This is a genomic window from Pseudomonas sp. BIGb0381 (assembly GCF_024809815.1).
In the GTDB taxonomy this organism is placed as follows: Bacteria; Pseudomonadota; Gammaproteobacteria; order Pseudomonadales; family Pseudomonadaceae; genus Aquipseudomonas.
The window spans coordinates 318,647-338,324 of record NZ_JANUEN010000002.1; the positions used below are offsets into that span (position 1 = coordinate 318,647).

Below are 19,678 nucleotides of genomic sequence, written 5' to 3' on the forward strand. Positions count from 1 at the left end.
GCAACAAAGGCGGGGCGGGGTTTCCAACGTAATGGGGCGCAACTGGGGATGGTGCTGGTGCTGGGCCTGAGCCCGTTGGCACAGGCGATTGCGACCGTGCAATTGCCTGACATCAAGGTCGCGGGTGACGACACCTCGGGCGAGGTGACCCCGCCCGGCGTGACCACCATCGGCAAGCTACCGCTCAAACTGCGGGAAACGCCGCAGTCGGTGAGCGTCATCGACCATGAGCGCATCGAGCAGCAAAACCTGTTCAGCCTCGATGAAGTGATGCAGCAGGCCACTGGCGTGACGGTGCAGCCGTTCCAGTTGCTGACCACCGCGTACTACGTGCGTGGCTTCAAGATCAACTCTTTCGAATTGGACGGTGTGCCGGCGATGCTCGGTGAAACCGCCGGTTCGCCTCAGGACATGGCGGTGTATGAGCGCGTCGAAATCCTGCGTGGCTCCAATGGTTTGCTGCACGGCAGCGGTAACCCGGCGGCCACGGTCAACCTGGTGCGCAAGCGCCCACAAAAGGCATTCGCCGCCAGCACCACCCTCAGCGGCGGCACCTGGGACCGTTACCGTGGCGAAGTGGATGTCGGCGGGCCGCTGACCCAGACTGGCAACGTGCGTGGGCGCGTGGTGGCGGCCTACGAGGATCGCGACTACTTCTACGATGTCGGCAAGCAAGACACCCAGTTGCTCTACGGCATCACCGAATTCGATCTGAGCCCCGACACCCTGCTGACCCTGGGCGCGCAATACCAGACCATCGATTCGGTGACCAACATGGCCGGCGTGCCCATGGCCAAGGACGGGTCGAGCCTGAACCTGTCGCGCTCCACCTATCTGGACGTGGACTGGGACCGCTTCAAGTGGACCACGCGCCGGGTGTTCGGCTCTCTTGAGCAGCAACTGGATCACAACTGGAAAGCCAAGGTCGCCGCCGAATACCAGGATGCCGACTCAAGCCTGCGCTATGCCGGTGCTTTTGGCGCCATCGACCCGCTCACCGGCGATGGCGGTCGCTTGATGGGCGCTGCGTATAAATTCAGCAGCACTCAAAAGAGCGTGGATGCCTCGGTCAATGGGCCGTATTCGTTGTTTGGCCGCAGCCATGAGTTGCTGTTGGGCACCAACTACAGCCACGGCGAAACCGAGCAGCGCACCGCCCAGTTCACCACGCCGCTCAACGTGCCGGTGAATGTCTATCGCTGGGACCCGAGCAGTGTGCCCAAACCCGGGATCGGCGCCTACACATCGCCCGGTTCCACGACGACCACCTCCAAGGGCGTCTACGCGCTGACCCGCTACAAACTGCTCGATCCGCTGACCCTGGTCATCGGCGGCCGGGCCAGTTGGTGGGACCAGAACGCGCCGACCAGCCACTTCACCCCCGGCCGGGAAATAACCCCGTATGGCGGCTTGATCTGGGACTTTGCGCAGAACTGGTCGTGGTACGCCAGCTACGCCGAGGTCTACCAGCCGCAGACCGGGCAAACCTGGAGCGGCGACCTGCTCAAACCGGTGGAGGGCAAGACCTATGAAACCGGGATCAAGGGCGAGTTGGCGGACGGGCGTTTGAATGTGTCGCTGGCGGTGTTCCGTATCGACCTGGAGAACAACCCGCAAGTCGACCCGGACCATCCAGGTGTGGGGTCGACCACCTACTACATCAGCGGCGGCAAGGTGCGCAGCCAGGGCTTCGAGCTGGAGAGCAGCGGTTATATCACCCCCGAATGGAACGTCTCCGCCGGTTATACCTACACCAGCACCGAGTACCTCAAGGACACCAACGCTTCGGGTGAGCGCTATGCCAGCTTCACGCCGCGCCACATGGCGCGGGTGTGGACCCAGTACGAGTTGCCGTGGCAGGACCGCCGCTGGAGCGTCGGTGCCGGCGTGCAGGCGCAAAGTGATTACTCCACCCAATCCGGGGCTGTGACCCTGGAGCAGGGCGGCTATGCCTTACTCAATGCGCGGGTCGCCTACCGCATCGACGAGCATTGGACTGCCGCGGTCAACGGCAACAATCTGGCGGACCGCAAGTACTACCAGAGCCTGTCCAACGTCAATTGGAACAACCGCTATGGCGAACCGCGCAGCCTCAATCTGACCCTGCGAGGTACGTTCTGATGGCCGCGCCGGCCCTCGGTTCCTGGCCGCTGCGCATTTGTCTGGCGCTGGCGGGCAGCGTGCTCAGCAGCCTGCAACTGGCCGTCCTGCTGGCGCGGCATTATCCGTGGGGCGGTGGGCTGGAGCGGCTGTATGCCGGCGTGTTCCTGGGCTTGGGGTTTCTGGTGACGGTACTGCTGTGGTCGTTGCTGGCGCCGGATCGCAAACGCGTGGTGTGTCGCTCCAGCGTCTGGCTGCTGCTGTTTACGCCCTGGCTGCTTTGGGATGGAGCCTGGCGATGAACCTGATGGGCGCACCGAGGGCATTGGTCCAGCGTGTACACGCCGGGGCAGGCGGGGTGTTTGGAGTACTGCTGTTCGTGATCCTGCTGACGGGGGCGTGGAGCATGGCCCATGAAGACTTGCGCGCCTGGTTTCGCGGCCCGGCGGCGTTGGCTCACGGGCCGGCGCTACCGGTCGCGCAATGGCCGGCTATCGCTCGCGAGCGCGGCCTGGCGCTCGGTGAATTGCGCATTCGTTTGCCGGACAGCCGCCACTCGGTGGTCGAGTTGTGTGCATCGCCCAAGGACTGCACGGTCGCCTTGGACCCCGTCAGCGGCCGTGAGCTGGCGTCAGGCAACGCGGCGGATATCCTGTTCAACCTGCACAAAAGTCTGTTCATCGGTTTTCCCGGCCGGATTTTGATCAGCTTGTTGGGCGTGGTGTTGTTGCTGATGATCTGGGCAGGCAGTGCATTACACAGTGGGCGCCTGCAAGACCTCAAGCGCCTGCGGCGCGACCGTGGGGCACGGGTGTTCGCCCATGACTTGCACAGCCTGATCGGCCGTTGGTGCGGGCCCTGGTTGCTGCTGTTTGGTATCACTGGCGCGTTGTCCGGCCTAGGGGCGCTCGGCACCTTGGGGCTAGCCGCGCAGGCGTTCCCGGGCGCGCCGCAGCAAGCGTTCATGCAGTTGCTGGGGGCACCGCCGCAGGTCGACCGAACAACGGCTTCGGCGCCGGCGGTCGATCTGGATCAGTTGCTGCACCAGGACTCCGTCGCCCATCCGGGGTTCTCTGCTCAAAACGTCGCCTTGCACCACTGGGGTGAGCCGGATGCCTGGGTGGAAGTGAGCGGTATCCAACAAGGCCTGCCCAGTACGGCCGTCTTTGAACGGCATGCCTATCGCGCCGCTGACGGCCTCGCCGTCGGCTCCAGCAGCGCCAGCGGGCGCGGTCTGTGGTTGCAGGCGTTTATTGCGGTGCAGCCGCTGCACTTTGCCGACTACCGCTGGGTGCCTGTTGGCGGGTCACTGCTGCGTGCCGTGCATTTCGGCATGGCGTTGGCGGCGGCGGGGTTGGTGCTCAGCGGCTTGTACCTGTGGCTGGAGCGTCGGCGCCTCAAGGCCGGCGGCGGTTGGCAGGTGCTACTGCGCCTGGTGGTCGGCGGCGGTGGCGGGTTGCTGGCGGCCACGGCGGTATTGCTCTGCGCGGGGGCGCTGGGCAGTGCCAACCTGGCGTGGTGGTTCTGGGGCGGTTGGCTTGCCAGCCTGCTGCTGGCCTGCCTGATGCCCCCCAGGCATCAACCGCTGCACCTGCTGCTGGCCGTGACGGGCCTGGGCTTCCTGGCGGCGGCGCTGCTGCACCTGGCCGGCAGCCTGAAACAAGGCAGCGTGCCGCTGTGGCCCATCGATCTTGTGTTGCTGCTGTGCGCGGCCAGTGCCCTGTGGGCATTGCGGCGCCTGATTTCTTTTACGCGCGCGGCACGGGCTGCCGCCGCCAATGTTGCCTGAGGGGAGACTTGTAATGCTGGATCTGTTGAAACATTGGCGCATGGTGCTGACCTTTGCACTGTTGTACCTGTCCCAAGGCATTTGCTTCGGCATCGCCATGGACGCCTTGCCGACCCTGCTGCGTCATGACGGCGCGGCGCTCCACGCCTTGGCCTTCCTGCCGTTGGTGGGGATACCGTGGGTGGTCAAGTTCCTCTGGGCGCCCCAGGTGGATAACCATTGGAGCCCACGCCTGGGACGGCGCCGCAGTTGGATCATTCCCATGCAGATACTGGTGCTGCTGTGCATTGCCTGCCTGGCAAGCATCGGCCTGCGCGTCGAGACGGCAGGCATCGCCGTGGGCCTGCTGATTGTTGCCTCGCTGGCCAGCGCCACCCAGGACATCGCCACCGACGGCATGGCGGCCGAGTACTTTAGCGGCAACATGCTCGCGCGGATTAACGCCATTCAAGTGGGCGGCACCATGGTCGGCTTCTTCGTTGGCGGCGCCGGCACCTTGCTGCTTAGCGGCTACCTGGGGCAAACCAGCGCGTTCAGTCTGCTGGCTTTGGTGCCGTTGTTGAGTCTGGTGTGCGTCGGCTGGCTGCACGTGGCACCGGCCAAGGAAAAACAGCCAGATGTGGCGCATGCCTCATTATGGCGGTTCATCAGGCGGCCGAAGGCGCTGGCGCTGGTGGTGCTGGCCTTGTTGTCGGCCATGACGTCAGTGTCGGGTTTTGGCTTGTCAAAGCTGTTCCTGAATGACGCCGGTTGGTCCTTGCAGGCTATCGGCCAACTGGGCATGAGCGGCGGCGTGGTCACCATCGTCCTCGGCTGCGGCGGTGGTGCGTGGTTGATCCGGGTGTTGGGGCTGTGGCCGACGTTCATCCTGGCGGTAGGCATGGCCGGCGCTGCCGCGTTGACCTGGCTGCTGCAAGCCAACGGCATGCTTGCCACGCAAACCGGACTGATCTGGTTGGCCGTGGGCCTGGGCTCGTTCGCGACCGGCGCCACCTCGGTGGTGATCATGACTGCCTCCATGGCCTTCGCCGCGCAAAGCGACCAGGCCGGTACGGACATGACCGCCGTGCAAAGCACGCGTGATCTGGGGGAAATGCTGTCTTCGACCTTGCTGGTGGGGTTGACTGCGCAGGCGGGGTATAGCGGTGGGTTTCTCGCGGGGATGGTGATGGCGATCCTGGCGTCGTTGGTGGCGTTGAATGTGTCACGTCAACGTGTGGGGGAAAGAGCCGCGGGCTGATTGATAGGTTGGGCGATCGTCAAAGGCGCTCAACGGGTCAATCAGTGCGAGCGCTCGTGATCTTCCGACATCAAGCGTGCGGCGCGGAGCCGCAGTGAGTGCGCGCCTGCTGGCGTTATAAAAGGGGTACATACAAGCCTGATATTGTTCCGTAGGATGCTCCCGCCAGGACGCTACTACAAATCAATAGCCCGTCGATCGAGCTGTTAGCGCCCAACGTGCCCATGAGGGGCCTTTTGGGCCCACGTGTTCGCTACCCAGCGCGCTTTGATTGACTCGACGGGACCTCGGCCTAAATGTCTTATCTTGAATCTGGCGATTGTCCGGTGACCTTCAGGCAATCGAAGAAGGTGATACTGGCGACAGTCGTTGGCATCGGTTTAGCGATGCGCCCGCTGGGCGCAATAGTGATCGGCAACCTCGCCGACCGCAAAGGGCGAAAAGCCGGCTTGAATGTCACCAATCTATTGATGGCAGCCGGTACCGCCTTGATCGCGTCAATGCCGACGCATGCATCGATCGGCGTCACCGCCACGGTGGCTGGTGCTCTCGCGGTTGCTGCAAGGGTTCGCGACCGGAGGGGAGATCGGGGTGTCGTCCGTGGTGCTGATGGAGCTGGCGGCGCGCAATCAACGCTGCTATCTGGTCAGTTGGCGTTCTGCCAGCCAGGCGGCCGCGGTTTTGGTGGGGGCGGTTGTTGGTGCCACCACGACCGCATTGCTGACCCCCGAACAGAGCTTTTGATTTTCTCGGAAACGGGGGTTTGTGGGGATTTGACCGGAGGTATGTGGGATTGGACACGAACCGAAGTGGCTGAGCCTGATACATGATTTAACATAATATACATTATGCGAACCAACAGAATGTCCTCGTTGGGCTCTGCTTGGCGCTTTTCACCAAGCGGCCCCCCCTGTTTCTCGCCTGATGGAAAAACACGATGACGACACTCGCTGTGGCGCTGCCTGCCCGTTAAACCTGGTAGATCCTTTGCGCAGAAGAAAAAGCCTGGCTAACCCAGGCTCATCCTCATACTCATGCGAACAGCTCAAGCGCAGCATCATCCCAATCGTGGCCATGTTCAGACCAACCATTGCCAGTCTGCGGTGGGAACCCGGTACGGCAATAGCCTTGTTTCGCCGTGAAATCGAATATGGCATGCGGATAATCGTTGATTAGCAACACGGCCTTGGTGTGATCAACGGACCAACCGATCTTCAAACTGGAGGGTTTATGTTTGTCTGAAACGTCCGCAACGTTGTAGATATGCAGCGCGTCTTGAATCGGGTTGCTTTCAGCCGCTGTATCCAGAGCGTAGAAATAGCCGGTGTCTTCGTCGTCTTCGAATACGACAACGCAAGTTCCTTCTTCCGCAGGTGCTTCTGTGAATGAGTTTTGACCCACGTGCAGTTCTGATTCGGCAGCGAGGTATATTGGCATCGGGTATTCCTTTACGAGTTGAATGTTTCAGCCATAAAGAATACCAACAGTCCACGGTTGGGTGACAACGATTAAACTGCCCTATGCCGCCCACAAAAAAAACAAAAAGAATAACTAAACTAAATAGTCATTTAGTTGAGTTATAGGGTTGGGGCGTATTCGGAGGGTTACGCTCACCGGACGCTCTCTTCATTTCCAGAGCCTGATCGAGAGTGAGCTTGAGCTCTTCATCATTCCAGGGCTTGCTGATGTACCTGCGTGATCATGCTCATATCGGCATAACCGGTCAGCAGGATATTTACGCATTGCGGATCGCGCCTATGCACCTCGCGCAGCAAGGTCGGTCCGTCCATGAACGGCATGCGCGCGTCGCAGACGATCAGGTCGACAGGATGTTGTTCGAAAAGACTCAGCGCCTGGGCCCCGCTCGTGGCCAGAAGCAAGTCGTAAGGCTTTGCGCGCAGCAGGCGTCGGAGGCTGTTGAGGATACTTTCTTCATCATCCACCAGCATGACGGTATGCCGTTTTACGCTGGAAGACAGCCTATTCATGATCAGCGTCCTTCAACGGCGCAAGTAGAGACAGCCTGTATCACCGGCTGGCGTAATGGTAACCACGCGCGGAAGCGACTCCCCCTGCCCGGCTCACTTTCGACGGTGAGCCGTCCATGGTGCTTGACCATGATGCTGTACGACAACGACAGGCCAAGGCCCGACCCCATGCCCACCGGCTTGGTTGTGAAGAACGGTTCGAATATCCGGTTCTGGATTTCAAGGGGAATGCCATGACCGTTGTCGGCGATCTCGACGAACACGCCGCCGTCTTCCCTCCCGCTGCTAATGGTGATTTCGCCGTCGGCACCCACGGCATGGCTTGCATTGATGAGCAAGTTCAGGAAAACCTGATTGATCTGTGAGCCCATGCATTCGATGGGCTCGACATCGCCGTAGCACTTGATCACCTGAGCCTTGAACTTGATCTCGTTCCAGATAACGTTGAGGGTGCTGTCCAGCCCCTTGTGCAGATCGGCCAACTGCCATTCATAACTGTCGACATGGGAGAACTCGCGCAGGTCCTTGACTATGCGAGTGACCCGGTCAAGCCCGTCGGCCGACTCGGCCAGCAGGTCGTCGATGTCCTGGCGCATGAAGGTGTAATCCATCTTGTCCCGCATCACCGCTAGCTCGGGATGAGCACTGGCATGCGTGTCATCGGTCGCCTGTTCATGGGCCTCGAGCAGCGCGAAGATGTCCACGAGGTAACGGCGCAGGCTGTTGACGTTGGAACAAACGAAACCGATCGGGTTATTGATCTCGTGGGCCACGCCGGCAGCCAGTTGCCCTATCGCGGCCATTTTCTCGGACTGCAGCAACTGCGCCTGTGCCTCTTCGAGCCGCGCGATAAGCAGCGCCTGGGCGCCCTTTTCTTCTTCCAGCAACTGGTTGAGGTGCGTCAGCTCGATTTGACGCGCAGCGGTATCGGTCGTGTCACTGATGGCCAGGCCCACGCCAAGATTGCTGCCATCGGCATCTTGCACGGGGAAGAAGGTGCAGTTCTGATACATGTGCCGGACCATGCCACTGATGGGCCGGGTGCTTTCGAAATTGAACAGGTGCGGTCGTTGCTGCCACGAAGTGAAAGCAAAGTTTTGCAGAGTCATGACGCTGTTGATCTTCTGCCGGGTCCAGACTTCCGGCAGTTCCGGAAAAGCTTCGAACAGCGTACGGCCGATCAGTTCTTCAGCGCTGCGGCCGCTGTTGATGGACATAAAGTGATTGGAGAACAGCACCTTGCAGTCCTGGTCGACCAGCAGCACGCCCATGTTGATGGCCTTGAGCATCGACTCAAGGGTTTCCCGGGAGATTGCCTTATTGTCTGTCATGGGAGCCCCCTTCAAAGCTCGTCCAGCAAACGATCAATGGCTCGAACGACAACGCCTGCTGTACGTTCAGTGATGCAGATCAGCAGGTCGCAGGAGAATTGATGAGCCTGAACCTCGAAACGGATTTCCAACACCATCGCAAGGTGTTCATTCAGGTTCAATTCATCCAGTGCATTCGCTTCCTGCTCCCTGTGGACGAGAATGGAGGGTGCGTCATAGCTCACTTGAGTCGCCACCTGTCTTGCCAGCCCACTGATGCAGGCGCCGGTCAGGATATTGGTGACATCAAGCATCAACTCGTCCTGCTGGGCCAGGCCGCCGCCCTTGTAGCCCAGCAGCTCGGCCAGTTCATCTGCCCCCATGGCGCCAAAACACACGAACACTTCTCCGCGTAACTCCCCCAGGAAAGACTGACGGGTGACAATCATGAAGCTTCGGCGCAGATGCTCCGGGATCGCCAGGTTATTCTGTTCCCGAATCAGCGGGTGAATAAAAGGAACCGAAAGCGTCACCATGGTATTGGTCAGCAGGGCCAGTCGCTCGGCCGCCTGTCCCATGGCGATGTTCATCAGTTCCTGCAGGGCGTCACGTTGGTCTTCGGTGAGCTCGGCCAAGGTTTCCATCAAAGCACTCCTATGACGTGCAAAGCATTGAGTACGGCTTCTGCCGTAACTGGCTTGGCGACGAATGCAGCAGCGCCTAGGTCGAATACGCGCTGCCTGGCGAGGGGCTGGATGTCTGCGCTGATCACCACGACGACCACATTGGCGTCTTCGCGCTTGAGCGCCTCCAGCGTCTGGAAACCGTCCATGACGGGCATGGTGAGGTCGAGAAAAAGCAGATCGACGTGCCCGGCGTGGTAGGCCTCCATCACCTCGGCACCATTACAGGCTTGGCGAACATCTTCGGTCAGTGATTCAGGCAGGGAACGCAAGACCATCTTGCGGGACATGGATGAGTCATCGGCGATTAGAACTTTCATGGTGCACTCCACAGGTATGAAGTGTCCTGCGGCCTCGGCCGAGGCCGGAGAAATCAAGACTTCATTAAATCTTCCAATCACTCTAGCGTGACATATAGCAAAGAGCCATGAGGAAATCCCGATATTGCTCTAATGATGTGCGAAGGCTGTCGGGATTTCCCGACAGGTCACCAAGCGTCGGCCCGAAGCTCAGTAACCACTCGCCGCCGTCATCGCCCCGCCGACAATCGCAACCCCCGAACTGCTGCCCAAGCGTGTTGCCCCGGCTTCAATCATCTTCAGTGCCGTCGGATAATCGCGCACGCCCCCGGAAGCCTTGACCCCAACCCCGGCGCCCACGGTTTTACGCATCAGGGCCACGTCTTCGGCGGTGGCACCGCCTCGGCTGAACCCGGTGGACGTCTTGACGAACGCCACACCCAAGTCCCGGCAGATTTTACAGGCCTGGACCTTCTCTTCGTCATCAAGCAGGCAGGTTTCCAGGATGACCTTCAACGGCACGGCGCCGCACGCCTTGTGGACCAACGCAATGTCTTCGCGCACCGCCTCCAGCAAACCGTCCTTCAACCAGCCGATATTGAGCACCATGTCGATCTCCCCTGCCCCGGCGGCAATCGCCTGTTCGGCTTCGAAGGCCTTGGTGTCACTCAGGCCGGCGCCCAGCGGAAAGCCCACCACGGCACAAATCACCACGCGGTCATCGGCCAGGCACGATGCGGCGTAAGGCACCTGCCCTGAGTTCAGGCACACCGAATAAAAACCGTGCTCCCGGGCTTCCTCGCACAAGGTGCGAATCTGCTCACGGGAGGCATCGGGAGCCAGCAAGGTGTGATCGATGTACTTGGCCAATGCTGCGGGTTGAAGAGTGTTCATTTAACGAGCCCTTGCCTGTATGTTGCGAATGATCGTGTGCCGCCTGTCACAGCGCTCACACTAATACGTTACAATAATAACACTAAATGTTACTTATCTAACACAAACAATCAAGCCCTGGAATACTCGTGGACAGTAGAAAAGCCGAGCGACTCAAGCTTATCCAACAAGCCTTGCAGGACCAGAACGCCATTCACCTGAGGGAAATGGCGGCGCTGCTGGAGGTTTCGGAGATGACCCTGCGCCGCGATCTCAACCACTTCAGCGATCACCTGCGCCTGCTGGGTGGCTACATCACCCGCGTCGGCAGTGAGGTCAGCGATTACCGGGTTGCCGAGCAGGACACGCGCCACGTCGAGGAAAAGCGCCGCATCGGCAAACTCGCCGCGCGGCTGATCCAGCCCGGTGACACGGTGTTTTTCGACTGCGGCACCACCTCCCCCTTTGTGATTGACTTCATCCCCGATGAGCTGGAATTCACTGCGGTGTGCAGCTCGCTGAACGTGCTGCTTAAGCTGCATGGCAAGCCCAACTGCCACATCGTGTTGTGCGGCGGGACCTTTCACCGCAAGAACCAGGTGTTTGAAAACACGGCCGAAAGCAGCATCCTCGACAGCGTGCGCCTGACCTGGGCCTTCGTGACTGCCGCGGGTGTCAGCCAGGAATTCGGCGTGACGTGCTTCAACTTCAACGAGGTCGAGGTCAAGCAAAAGGTCATGCGCCAGGCCCAGCAACGCGTGTTGCTCGCCGACTTCAGCAAGTTCGACACGGTGCGCACGGCTCACTTCGCCACCCTGGAGGACTTTCAGTACGTGGTCAGCGACAAGAAAATCCCCCGCAGCTACAAGGAAGCCATCCAGGCCCACGGCGCGCAATTGCTGGTTTAACCCAGCAACCGCAACCGTTCCTGCGCACTCAGATAGCCCGTGGTCACACTGAACGAGGCGCTGGCTCCCGCTGCCAACACACGCACGTTGCCTTTGGCTTTCTCGGCGTTATAGCCCTCGGGTTCGCACGTCGATGGCAGCACGAACGCCGCCACTTGCTGATCCGGCGTGTGCAGGATCCAGCGTGCGGCGTGCTCGAATTGTTCGGGGCGATAGCGGGTGTAGAACGCCGCGCCGTCGGGGTGATCCAGCAGGAAATGCGCCTGGCCGGTGGCATCTGTGCCGACGCCGTCGAAGAAAAACACGATTTCAGGGTCGTACAACCCTGGCTGATCAAGACACGCCAATTGCCCGGGCTGCTCGGCGAGTTGCGCCATGTAGGCGCTCCAGTCCGGCGTCGGCTTGACGTGGTCAGGAATGCTGGTACGCAGGCGCAGGCGTTGCATGCCCAATGGCTCGACAAACCGCGCATCGGCAACAAAGGCGTAGTTCATGTGGGCCATGTACATCAGCTCCATAGGCTTGCCGGCCAGGTTCGTCACCTCCATGTCGATATCGAACAAAGCCGAGTCGGCGCGCAGGGTCACGCTGGGGCACGCCCGGTAGCGATCGCCGAAGCCCTTGGCGTATTGATAGCGACCGCCCAGGCGCACAATGCCCTCGCCGATTTCCAGCCAGGCCGAGTCCATCGGGGCGCAAGGCATTTCGCCATGCAAGGCGTGGGTGTCATCCGGCGCCGGGCAACCGTTGCGCAGCAGACCACTGTGAAACATGAAGCAGCCATAGGTATCGATGACCGTCGGGCTGGGCCGAGGTTGCTCGAACAGGTTGCTCATGGTCAGGTCGCAGCCGTCGAACACCGCCGACCAGATCATCTGCCCTTGATAAGGCAGCACCACCAGGCGTCCACGGCTGTTCTCCAGGCTCACGGCCAGCACCCCGGACGGGTAGGTCCAGGCGCTCACCTTGAAATCCTCAGACTGCAGCAGGATCTTTTCCTGCTCGGTAAACACCGCGGGATACAGCGGGATACGCGTGTTCATGAGGCCACCGCCGCTGCTGCGCCCGAAGGCAAGGTCGCGGATTGGCGCATGCATTTGAGCGCATACATCACGATCACGATAAAGCACAGCAACGGCACGCTGTAAGCCAGTTGCATGTTGCCGCCGCTGGCGTCGGACAACAGGCCCTGGAAGATTGGAATCACCCCGCCGCCGACGATGCTCATCACCAGTAATGAACCGCCGACGCCGGTGTCTTCACCCAGGCCATCGATGGTCAGGCCGTAAATGGTCGGCCAGCACGGGCCGAGGAAAATACTCACGCCGACCGCTGCATACACCGCCGAAATGTTCGGCACCAGAATGGTGTAGGCCAGCAGCACAATGCACAGCACACCATAGATCGCCAGGACCTTGGCCGGGTGCAGGCGGCGCATCAACAGGTTGGCGATCATCTTGCCGACAAAGTAGGCGGCAAAGGTGGTCAGCAAAAACCATGAAGCGCTGCGCTCGTTCATTCCGCCCATTTGCATGGCCAGGCGAATGGTGAAACTCCACACGCCGACCTGCGCGCCCACGTAGAGAAACTGCGCCAATACGCCAAAGGTAAAACGCGGGTTACGCCACAACCGACCCAGGCTTTGGCGCAGGCTGCCAGGCTTGCTGTCAGCGGGTTTATTGCCCTTGCAGGCGGGGAATCGGGTGATGGCGACCAGGATAAACATCAGTACCAGCACGGCAATCATCCACTTGTAGGGCAACAGCGTGGACTGGATCATTTGCAACTGCTGCACAGCGGCCTCGGAGGCGCTCATCTGCGTCAGTTGTTCCGTGGTGGCGTCGGTGTCCTTGAACATCACGAAGCTGCCGACGTACACCCCGGCCATCGCGCCGAAGGGGTGGAAAGTCTGCGAGATGTTCAAGCGCCGTGTCCCGGTTTCCCGCGGGCCCATCAGGGTCGAGTAGGTGTTGCAGGCGGTTTCCAGGAACGACAGGCCAGCGGCAATCACAAACAACGCCAGCAGGAACATGCCGTACTTGGCCGTTGACGCCGCCGGGAAAAACAGCAGGCAGCCGAACATGTACAGCAGCAAGCCGATCAGGATCGTGCTCTTGTAGCTGAAACGACGCACCACCATCGCCGCCGGAATGGCCACGAAAAAGTAGCCCAGGTAAAACGCCGACTGCACAAAGGCGGTCTGGAAATCACTGAGTAAAAACGCCTTCTTGAAATGTGCGATCAGCACATCGTTCATGCTCGCCGCCGCGGCCCACAGGGCAAAGATGCTGCACAGCAGGATAAAGGCGAACCAGGGCGTGCGGTTCAGGTAGAAACCATCGGGTGTCTGTTGCAGCGCAGGTTTGTTCATTATTGTTCTCCGGGCTGGTTTGAGAGTGTTACTGCTGTTGCTGGAAACGAGCGAACGCTTGGCTGTCGGGATAAGACGTCTGGGTGCCCAGCGCCATGACTGAGCAGGCGGAATACGCCACGGCCTGTTCCATGGCCTGTCGGATACCGCCGTCGCGGCTCCAGTGCTGAATAAAGCAACCGATAAAGGCATCGCCGGCGCCCGTGGTGTCACGTGCCACGACCTTTCTGCCCGGCACCCGGAATTCCCCCTCCTCTCCCACGTACAACGCGCCGTGTTCGCCGAGGGTGACGATCACGTGGCGAATGCCGCTGGCCACCAGCGTGCGCGCGGCGCGTTGGGCGGCATCCGGCGAGTCCACGACCTGGCCGGTGATCAACGCCAGTTCCGATTCGTTGGGGATCAGGAAATCCAGCAACGCGAGGTGCTCCCCACTCAGGCCGGCCAGGGCCGGTGCCGGGTTGAGCAGCACCGCGATGCCGTGCCGATGCGCAAATTCGATGGCGTAGTAGACCGTCTCCAGATTGATCTCCAACTGCAGCACGATCAGCGTGCACTCGCGCAGGTTGGCGGCCGCCGCGTCGATGTCCGCCGGCAACAAATGCGCATTGGCGCCTTTGACGATCAGAATGCTGTTGTGGGAGTCGGCCCGCACAAAAATCGGCGCGACGCCGCTGGAAACCCCAGGCACCCGCTGGACATAACGGGTGTCGATACCAAAACGCTGGAAGTTGGCCAGGGTGTTGTCGGCAAACATGTCGTCGCCGACCTTGCTCAGCATCAGCACCTGCGCCCCAAGCTTGGCTGCCGCCACCGCCTGGTTCGCCCCCTTGCCGCCACACCCGAGGGCAAAGCCAGGCGCTTCCAGGGTTTCGCCCTGGGCCGGCATGCGCTCGATGTAGGTGATCAGATCCACCATATTGCTGCCGATGACTGCGATCTTGCTCATTGCTGTTCCACCTTGTTGCAGCACGACCAGGCAGGTCGTGGCGCTCTTGTTTTGTTATTTAAATAACATTAGGTGTGAATATTCAATCTTTTTTTTGCAATGGCCGATCTATAAGTCCTGCGGGTGAGTCGGTGCAACGGGCAAAAAAAACCGGCCCACAGGGGGCCGGTCCATTAAGCGGTTATCAGGTCTGCGCTGCGTTACAAGCTGAAGCGATCCACGGACTGCGACAACTTGCCGGCCAACCCGGCCAGCTCATCGGTGGTCGAGGCGGTTTCTCCGATGACACGGCTGTTGTTTTCCGACATCCCGGCAATCATCTCCACCTGGTGGGAGATCTCGTTGCTCGCCAGGCTCTGTTCACCGATGGTGCGCGAGATGTCGTTCACCAACTCGGTCGTATTCAGGGTGGCCTGCAGAATATCGCGGATCGCGCGCTCCACCTCGGCAGTCACCGCCATGCCTTTATCCACCTGGGTGACGCCCTCCTCCATGCTGGTCACCGCTTCCCGGGTGTTTTGCTGGATACGCCCGACCATGTTGGCAATTTCCTGGGTCGAGGCGCTGGTGCGGCCCGCCAGGCTGCGAACTTCATCGGCGACCACCGCAAAGCCGCGCCCCTGTTCTCCGGCGCGGGCGGCCTCAATCGCGGCGTTCAGCGCCAACAGGTTGGTTTGGTCCGCGATGCCCTTGATCACTTGGATAATGCTGAAGATCGCCTCGGACTCCTTGTCCAGCGTACGAATGACCTGGGCCGATTGCTGCGCTGAACGGGCAATGCCGTCCATGTCCTTCACCACCTGGTGAATCACCCGGCCGCCGTCCTTGGCCAAGGCTTCAGCCTGGTTGGCCATGTCCAGGGCACGCCCGGCATGTCGGGTAATCTCTTCGATACTGGCGGTCATTTCACTCGCCGCTGCCGCCATGGTGCTGGCGGCCGCGCTTTGCTGCTGACTGCTGCCAGCGACTTCATGGCAGCCCTGGCTCAAGCGTTCGCTCATGCCATTGACGCCATGGGCATTACTGCGCACCACTTCGATCATGCCGCGCAAATCCCGCTGCATGATGGCGAGGTTGCGGATCAACGAACTGGCTTCGTCCTTGCGCTTGGGTTCGACGATCGGCTCGCTCAAGTTGCCACGGGCGATACTCGCGGCGATGCGGCTGGCAGCCTGCAGCGGCCCCATGATGCTCAAGATGACCCAGCGCCCTTGCGCCAGCAGCAGTAACAGGCTGGCGATCAGCACGGCGGCCAAGGTTAAATTGGCGTGACTGATGGTCTGCCGTGTACTGGTGCTGGTCAGATGGGTATTGCTTTCGATCAGCTCGCTCAAGGCCGCCATTTGATCTTCCAGCTGGGAAAACGCCTTGTTGAAGGTGTCCAGTTCCCCGCGAGCGGCTTCAGGATTGTCCAGGGCCAACGCGACGATGCGCTCCGCGGCGCTGATGTAGGTGTCCAGGCTGGGTCTGATTTTTTCCAGGCTGGTCTTGATCGTGGCCTCCAGCGGCAGCTTAAGGTTGTCCCCCAGTACTTCTCGGAAGTGCTCGGCGTGTTCCTTCAACGAAGTGTTGACCTCGTCCTTGCTGCTGATGCTTTTCCCCAACCCCACGAGCATGGCGGAAAACACGTCGGCACGCAGGGCGTCGTGCATCATGTCGGCTTCCATATGGTTGCGCAGGACCGTCATGCTGACCTCGCTATCCTGCACCGCCTCGCTCATCCGGGCGTTTCCCAGGTAGCCGGCCAGGCTCATGACCAAGGCCGTGAGCAGCCCGGTGGCAATCAATAACATCAAGCGTAATTTGATCGTCATGCCCACACCCCCATACCCAACAGTCAAAGCAACGTTCTTACCGTTATCGGCATCAATCTCAGTTAGTGAAGCCTAAGTTTGCAGATCTGCGCGAATCCCTTAATCTGATCGACTTTTGCTCTGCCCGGAACTGCCCATGTCTCGAAGTATCGCCCACCTCGCCCTACTGCTCGGGTTGATCACCGCCGTCGGCCCATTCGCCATCGACATCTACCTGCCCGCCCTGCCAACCCTGGGCGCCAGCCTGCAGGCATCGCCGGCGGCGGTGCAGATGAGCCTGACAGTGTTCTTCATGATCATCGGCGTGTGCCAGCTGTTCTACGGGCCGATCAGTGATGTGTTCGGGCGCAAGCCGCCGATTTACGCCGGGCTGCTGATCTTTGCGGTGGGCAGTATCGGCTGCGCGCTGGCGCCCACCATTGAAGTGCTGATCGGCTTTCGTGCCGTGCAGGCGTTCGGTGCCTGTGCCGGGATGGTCATTCCGCGGGCGATCGTGCGTGATCTGTACACCGGCCATGAAGCCGCGCGGCTGATGGCCTTGCTGATGCTGGTGATGAGTGTTTCGCCGATCCTCGCGCCGCTGGCGGGCAGCCTGGTGATCTCGCTGTGGAGCTGGCGCGAAGTGTTTGCCGTGCTGGCGGTGGTGTCCGTCGCATGCCTGGTCATGACCATCGTGCAACTGCCTGAGACCCATCCGGCCGAACGGCGTTTGGGCAAGACCCTGGGCACGGCGTTCGCCAGCTACGGTGCGTTGCTGCGCGATCCGGTTTTTATCGGTTTGTCGGTGGTATGCGGTTTTGGCCTGGCCACCTTCTTTGTGTTTATTGGCAGTGCGCCGTTCGTATATATCGAGTACTTCGGCCTGACACCGACGCAATTCAGCCTGTGTTTTGCGCTGAACGCTGCGTCGTTCTTCGCCATGAGCCAACTCACCGCTCGCCTGAGCGCCCGCTTCGGCCTGGCGCCGCTGATTCGCTGGTCGGTAACGGCGGTGGCCGCTGTCATGATCGTGCTGGCGGCCACCACGCTGTGGGTCGATAGCCTGCCCTGGATGATGGCGCTGCTGTTTATCGGCTTCGGTTTTCTCGGCCTGCTGTTGCCGGCGGCCGGGGTGCTGTCGCTGGAGGATCACGGCGCAGTGGCGGGCTCCGCCTCGGCCCTGCTGGGGGCGATCCAGATGATTACCGCCGCAGTGTCGATGACGCTGGTCGGGGTGTTTGCCGACCATACACCGGCGCCGATGCTGACAGGCATCGCGTTGTGTGCCGTGGCGGCGATGCTCACCGTCCTCTGGACCTTGCGCCGTCTGCCGGCGCACTTGGCGAGCGCCCCGCCCTCCTCCTGAGCGGTACCACTCGTCGGGCCTGGCCGGCATCCATTACAACTATCGCCGGCCATGAAACTACTAATCCCATAGCACCGCTCGAAACCTATGGAGATTGGAAATGACTGACTACCCACGCCCACCCTTTGCCCCTCAAGCGCAAAACGTGCCTGGTACCCAGCGCAAAATGGACCCGTACCCGGACTGCGGGGAACAGAGTTACAAGGGCTCCGGCCGGTTGGCCAACAAAATCGCCTTGATCACCGGTGCCGACAGCGGCATCGGCCGTGCGGTGGCCATCGCCTTTGCCCGTGAAGGGGCTGACGTCGCCATCGCCTACCTGGACGAACACGAAGACGCCAGGGAAACCGCACGCTGGGTTGAAGAAGCTGGTCGCCAGTGCCTTTTGCTGCCCGGTGACATCGCGCAAAAAGCCACCTGCCAGGCGCTGGTCGACAAAACCGTGGAACAATTCGGGCGCATCGATGTATTGGTGAATAACGCTGCGTTCCAGATGACCCACGAGACGCTCGAAGAGATCGAGGATGAGGAATGGGTCAAGACCTTCGATATCAACATCACTGCTATGTTTCGCATCTGCAAGGCCGCGCTGCCGCATATGAAGGCCGGCAGTTCGATCATCAACACCAGCTCGGTCAACTCCGACATGCCTAAGCCGACCCTGCTGGCCTATGCCGCCACCAAAGGTGCGATCGCCAACTTCACCGGTGGCTTGGCGCAATTACTCGGCAGCAAGGGCATCCGCGTCAACAGCGTCGCGCCCGGCCCGATCTGGACGCCGTTGATCGTGGCGACCATGACCGATGAAGACGTGCAGAACTTCGGCAGCGAAACCCCATTGGGCCGCCCCGGCCAACCGGTGGAAGTGGCGCCGATTTATGTGCTGCTGGCATCGGATGAGGCCAGCTACATCTCGGGTTCGCGCTATGCGGTCACCGGTGGCAAACCCATTCTCTAAGCCGGCCCCTCTTGCGAGCGCTACGTAAAACGGCGCTGATCGCCTACAAATCGAACCGATCCACTGCCCGCCGCCGCTCATTGTCGTCACGTACGTCATAGCTGGCGGTGGTCTGGATATTGGTGTGATGCGCCAGCTTTTGTGCAATCGACAGGTCATGCTCCTCGATCACCCGCGTGATGAACGAGCGGCGGAAATCGTGGGGCATGATCTTCACCCCCACCTGCTCACCGCGTTGGCGGGCGATGTAGTAAATCGCGTGCTTGGTGATACGTTCGCGGGTGATATGACTGCCCCGGCGTATGCGGTTGAACAGGAAGCTATCGTCCTGCTCGCCATCCTTGAGCTGCTCGCGCCTGAAGGCCAACCATGCCTGCAACTTGGCGAAAGCCCAGCCCGGCGCATACTTGACCAGTTCCTTATTGCCCTTGCCAATCACCCGCAAGCTGCGCTCAGCGAAGTTAATCTGCGCCAGGTCGAGGTTGACCGACTCCGATTTGCGCATTCCCGAGCCATACAGGATGCCGATCACCGCTGCATCCCGCAGGCCCTGGGGACGCGGGTCAGCGGCGCAGACTTCCATCATTTCCCGGATCAACGTGCGCCGCAGATTACGGCCCTGGCCCAGGCGAGTGCCGGGCGTGGCCTTGACCGTGCGCATTTTCAACAGGTGTTCCTGGCTGATCAGGCTCATGCGCCAGGCCTCGTTCATCACCCCGCGCACCGCATTCACATACAGCGACGAGGTATTCGGCGCGTAGCCGTCTTCGCGCAAAGCAGCGACCAGGGCAATGACGTGTTCGGGTTGCAGCAGATGCCAGTCGATGTCTTCGAGGTTGATGTCCTCGTAGCCCAGGCGGTCGGCGGCATCCTGCAGCACATAGCGCATGGTCAGTTGGCTGGAGGGGGCCAGGCGAGTGAGGTAGAGGGTCAGTGGGTTGCGGATAGACTCAGTCAAGGTAGATCAGCCTTTGGATTAAATACCTCAAACAAACCATTGTTTAATCGAGGTATTTAGTGAATTGGCGAAGGCCGAGTCTAACCCAGGAGA

At 60.6% G+C, this 19,678-nt stretch carries 18 protein-coding genes and 2 pseudogenes; 8 read left to right on the forward strand and 12 right to left on the reverse strand.

Annotated elements, in window-relative coordinates:
* Positions 1-48: 48 nt before the first annotated feature.
* The 5 genes from M2397_RS07770 (at position 49) to M2397_RS07790 (ending at position 5,873) form a co-directional block, all read left to right on the forward strand.
* The gene (locus tag M2397_RS07770) at positions 49-2,121 is read left to right on the forward strand and encodes a TonB-dependent siderophore receptor (protein ID WP_405046418.1); all 2,073 of its coding nucleotides are present in this window, start codon (positions 49-51) and stop codon (positions 2,119-2,121) included.
* Positions 2,121-2,402: a hypothetical protein gene (locus M2397_RS07775; RefSeq protein WP_034097888.1), complete on the forward strand. Its 282-nt coding sequence runs from the start codon at positions 2,121-2,123 to the stop codon at positions 2,400-2,402. Before M2397_RS07770 ends, M2397_RS07775 begins: the two co-directional genes overlap by 1 nt.
* Entirely contained in the window at positions 2,399-3,889 is a 1,491-nt protein-coding gene (locus M2397_RS07780) for a PepSY domain-containing protein (RefSeq protein WP_259242583.1), read from the forward strand. Before M2397_RS07775 ends, M2397_RS07780 begins: the two co-directional genes overlap by 4 nt.
* Before the next feature lie 13 nt (positions 3,890-3,902).
* A complete protein-coding gene (locus M2397_RS07785) occupies positions 3,903-5,129 on the forward strand; it encodes a RhtX/FptX family siderophore transporter (RefSeq protein ID WP_040268335.1) in 1,227 nt (408 codons plus the stop codon).
* A 510-nt stretch (positions 5,130-5,639) separates the two neighbouring features.
* Positions 5,640-5,873 (forward strand): MFS transporter, encoded by a 234-nt coding sequence (locus M2397_RS07790; protein ID WP_259242584.1) that lies wholly within the window; start codon positions 5,640-5,642, stop codon positions 5,871-5,873.
* Between the two features lie 288 nt (positions 5,874-6,161).
* On the opposite strand, the gene M2397_RS07795 is transcribed toward M2397_RS07790, so the two are convergent.
* The 6 genes and pseudogenes from M2397_RS07795 to deoC form a co-directional block, all read right to left on the reverse strand.
* A complete protein-coding gene (locus M2397_RS07795; protein WP_131696286.1) occupies positions 6,162-6,566 on the reverse strand; it encodes a DUF2251 domain-containing protein in 405 nt (134 codons plus the stop codon).
* A 169-nt stretch (positions 6,567-6,735) separates the two neighbouring features.
* Positions 6,736-7,117 (reverse strand): annotated as a pseudogene (locus M2397_RS07800) (response regulator); the annotation flags it as partial.
* 2 nt (positions 7,118-7,119) lie between these two features.
* Positions 7,120-8,448 (reverse strand): ATP-binding protein, encoded by a 1,329-nt coding sequence (locus M2397_RS07805; RefSeq protein ID WP_259242585.1) that lies wholly within the window; start codon positions 8,446-8,448, stop codon positions 7,120-7,122.
* Between the two features lie 11 nt (positions 8,449-8,459).
* The gene (locus M2397_RS07810; RefSeq protein WP_131696283.1) at positions 8,460-9,071 is read right to left on the reverse strand and encodes a chemotaxis protein CheC; all 612 of its coding nucleotides are present in this window, start codon (positions 9,069-9,071) and stop codon (positions 8,460-8,462) included.
* The gene (locus tag M2397_RS07815) at positions 9,071-9,430 is read right to left on the reverse strand and encodes a response regulator (RefSeq protein WP_131696282.1); all 360 of its coding nucleotides are present in this window, start codon (positions 9,428-9,430) and stop codon (positions 9,071-9,073) included. The genes M2397_RS07810 and M2397_RS07815 overlap by 1 nt, the downstream gene beginning before the upstream one ends.
* Before the next feature lie 189 nt (positions 9,431-9,619).
* Positions 9,620-10,303, reverse strand: coding sequence for a deoxyribose-phosphate aldolase (gene deoC, locus M2397_RS07820; RefSeq protein ID WP_259242586.1), 684 nt, complete (start codon positions 10,301-10,303; stop codon positions 9,620-9,622).
* Positions 10,304-10,431: 128 nt separating this feature from the next.
* Here deoC and deoR point away from each other — a divergent pair, with 128 nt between their 5' ends.
* Complete coding sequence (deoR, locus tag M2397_RS07825; protein ID WP_131696280.1) at positions 10,432-11,190, forward strand: DNA-binding transcriptional repressor DeoR; 759 nt, start codon at positions 10,432-10,434, stop codon at positions 11,188-11,190.
* Here the strand turns inward: deoR and M2397_RS07830 are convergent.
* The 5 genes and pseudogenes from M2397_RS07830 to M2397_RS30445 all read right to left on the reverse strand — a co-directional run.
* Positions 11,187-12,233, reverse strand: a complete 1,047-nt coding sequence (locus M2397_RS07830) for an aldose 1-epimerase family protein (RefSeq protein ID WP_145337835.1) — start codon at positions 12,231-12,233, stop codon at positions 11,187-11,189. The genes deoR and M2397_RS07830 overlap by 4 nt on opposite strands.
* Positions 12,230-13,561 carry an L-fucose:H+ symporter permease gene (fucP, locus tag M2397_RS07835; RefSeq protein WP_131696278.1) on the reverse strand — a complete coding sequence of 444 codons (1,332 nt, stop codon included), beginning with the start codon at positions 13,559-13,561 and terminating at the stop codon, positions 12,230-12,232. Before fucP ends, M2397_RS07830 begins: the two co-directional genes overlap by 4 nt.
* 28 nt (positions 13,562-13,589) lie before the next feature.
* Positions 13,590-14,510: a ribokinase gene (rbsK, locus tag M2397_RS07840; protein WP_259242587.1), complete on the reverse strand. Its 921-nt coding sequence runs from the start codon at positions 14,508-14,510 to the stop codon at positions 13,590-13,592.
* 200 nt (positions 14,511-14,710) lie between these two features.
* Complete coding sequence (locus M2397_RS30440) at positions 14,711-15,574, reverse strand: methyl-accepting chemotaxis protein (RefSeq protein ID WP_371920991.1); 864 nt, start codon at positions 15,572-15,574, stop codon at positions 14,711-14,713.
* Positions 15,569-16,324, reverse strand: a pseudogene (locus M2397_RS30445) (MCP four helix bundle domain-containing protein); the annotation flags it as partial. The gene M2397_RS30440 and the pseudogene M2397_RS30445, both read right to left, overlap by 6 nt.
* Positions 16,325-16,460: 136 nt before the next feature.
* Between M2397_RS30445 and M2397_RS07850 the strand changes: the two are divergent.
* The gene (locus tag M2397_RS07850; protein ID WP_259242588.1) at positions 16,461-17,669 is read left to right on the forward strand and encodes a multidrug effflux MFS transporter; all 1,209 of its coding nucleotides are present in this window, start codon (positions 16,461-16,463) and stop codon (positions 17,667-17,669) included.
* A 100-nt stretch (positions 17,670-17,769) separates the two neighbouring features.
* Positions 17,770-18,627 carry an SDR family oxidoreductase gene (locus M2397_RS07855; RefSeq protein WP_092484302.1) on the forward strand — a complete coding sequence of 286 codons (858 nt, stop codon included), beginning with the start codon at positions 17,770-17,772 and terminating at the stop codon, positions 18,625-18,627.
* A gap of 43 nt (positions 18,628-18,670) precedes the next feature.
* On the opposite strand, the gene xerC is transcribed toward M2397_RS07855, so the two are convergent.
* Positions 18,671-19,585: a tyrosine recombinase XerC gene (gene xerC / locus M2397_RS07860; RefSeq protein ID WP_184742272.1), complete on the reverse strand. Its 915-nt coding sequence runs from the start codon at positions 19,583-19,585 to the stop codon at positions 18,671-18,673.
* Between the last annotated feature and the right edge of the window lie 93 nt (positions 19,586-19,678).